The 1,827-nt window shown below is 58.2% G+C and carries 2 protein-coding genes; both read right to left on the minus strand.

Annotation, left to right across the window (positions count from 1 at the left end; all coding sequences use genetic code 11):
* Nucleotides 1–71: 71 nt before the first annotated feature.
* Nucleotides 72–914: a type I restriction endonuclease gene (locus tag ACIRFL_RS43795; protein WP_404041349.1), complete on the minus strand. Its 843-nt coding sequence runs from the start codon at nucleotides 912–914 to the stop codon at nucleotides 72–74.
* A gap of 42 nt (nucleotides 915–956) precedes the next feature.
* On the minus strand, nucleotides 957–1,715 hold the full coding sequence (locus tag ACIRFL_RS43800; RefSeq protein WP_404041352.1) for a hypothetical protein: 759 nt from the start codon (nucleotides 1,713–1,715) through the stop codon (nucleotides 957–959).
* Nucleotides 1,716–1,827 lie beyond the last annotated feature (112 nt).

Genomic DNA, 1,827 nt, shown 5'->3' on the forward strand with positions numbered 1-1,827 from the left:
CGAGATCCTCGCCAAGGTCCGACTCGTCCAAACCAGCGTGAAGAAACTCGTCAATAACAACTCGAAGTAACTCAATCAGGGTCACGAGACACTAGGGGACCGGCGCCCGACGAACTGTGCTCGTTCGAAAAGGATTCCGTGTCATTGGCAGAGAAGAGTGACGGAGCGCCCTCAGATTCGTCGAGGGAACCGGATCCCTGATCGACATGATCGGCACTGGCCTGCCGCGTTCTGGGGTCGTCCGCGCCCCAGCCGGCACGCCAAGGCCCCCACTTCTGGAGTGGCGTCCGCACAGCTCCATAGCGGAGGTCCCTACCATCCGTAGCGAAACAGAAGGCGTTGGGGACAAAAAACTCGGGTACGTCCTGCTGGTACACGTCTATCTGAAGTGCGCCGTCAGCCCAGGTGACACCCCGTCGGGTAGCTGACTTCGCTTCACCCACCACCAAAGGTAGCCCGTTAACCCACAGAACATGGTCGAATCGGACCTCGACGCCGCCACGGCGGAAGGTCACCTCTGTGGCAACTCTGTAGGTGTTGCGCGTCAGGTCATTGAAGTCGACCAGCTGCACTGTGACGTGCTCGTGATTCGTTCCGAACGGCATGGAGCGCTCACCGAGTAGCCATGAGCGGAAGTCCGCATTGGCCTTCACAACTCCTGTGCTGCGGGCAGAGAGGACGAGCCCAGTGAGCCGGTAGATCACCTCGTCGGCATGATCGGCATCAGCAGCAATATCCGGGTTGAGCCGGATCAGGGCGTCGCGAACCTCAGACTCGACCAAGACGTCCGTCTCAACCCTGTCGAGCGCAGATCCGGTGACGTGAGACCATGCAAGTTGACCTGGGGAGCTATCAGACAATTCGGACAGGGCATCGGTCACGAAAGCCTGAACCGTGGTCCGCTCGTCGAACATCCGCTGCTCCCCGTCCCCTGTTCCCTCAGCCGTCCAGCACCGTCAGCCGTTCAGCACCGTGTTCAGTGTCCGTGACATGAGGGTACGGGTTTCCTCCAACCCCTGCTCCAAGGTTTGCCGCAGCTCACGAGCGGCGGCAAGCCGCTCTACGACACTCACCTGTTCTGCCCTTGGAGGGACAGGCATCCGCTGCGCGGACAGCAGACTGGCGGGAAGATGGGCGATGTTCGTGCCCGTTGCAAGCCGGGCGAAGTCCCCTCGATGGTGGCAGCGCCGAAACCAGCCGTGCGCAAAATCTGGCAGGACTTCATCGCCACTACGGAACCGCAGCAAAGAATTCTGGAAACAACAGCCAACGACTTCTTCATGATAGACAGCAGAGCGGCCTACATGCATACGGTTGCCGTTTCCTTCAACCAAAAGAATATCATTATTTCTCAGCTGAAATTTGACGTAGGCGCTTTCATCGAAATTCATCTCCAATACGTCATCCAGGAAAAGCTCGTCATCTCCGACGTTCGCCACCCTGAGATATGGACGCATGCTCTCTCCGGAACGCACTTTGGATGAAAGCGTGAGGCCGAGCTGGACCTCCCCGGCCTCGTCCACACGTCGCATTGGCCACGCTGGCTCATCATACAACTCGATCAGTGCCGAAAGCTCTGCTTTCTGTGCGGCCTCCAGCGCCGATGTCTTAGCCAGCACCGTCTCCTCAAATGCCCACATGAGGCCAGCAATTCGCTGCTGCTCACCCAATTGAGGCAGTCGGAATTCATATTTGGCAACATCGGACCAGTTCACGTAGGGGTTGATCGACCCCCTAGTGTCTCGTGATCCTGTTCATGGAACCTGAGGCTTCTGTGATCGTTGAGTCAGGTATGGATCTCTCCTCTGAACAGATGGCAGAACTGCG

It is taken from the genome of Streptomyces sp. NPDC102462, from assembly GCF_044765425.1.
In the GTDB taxonomy this organism is placed as follows: Bacteria; Actinomycetota; Actinomycetes; order Streptomycetales; family Streptomycetaceae; genus Streptomyces.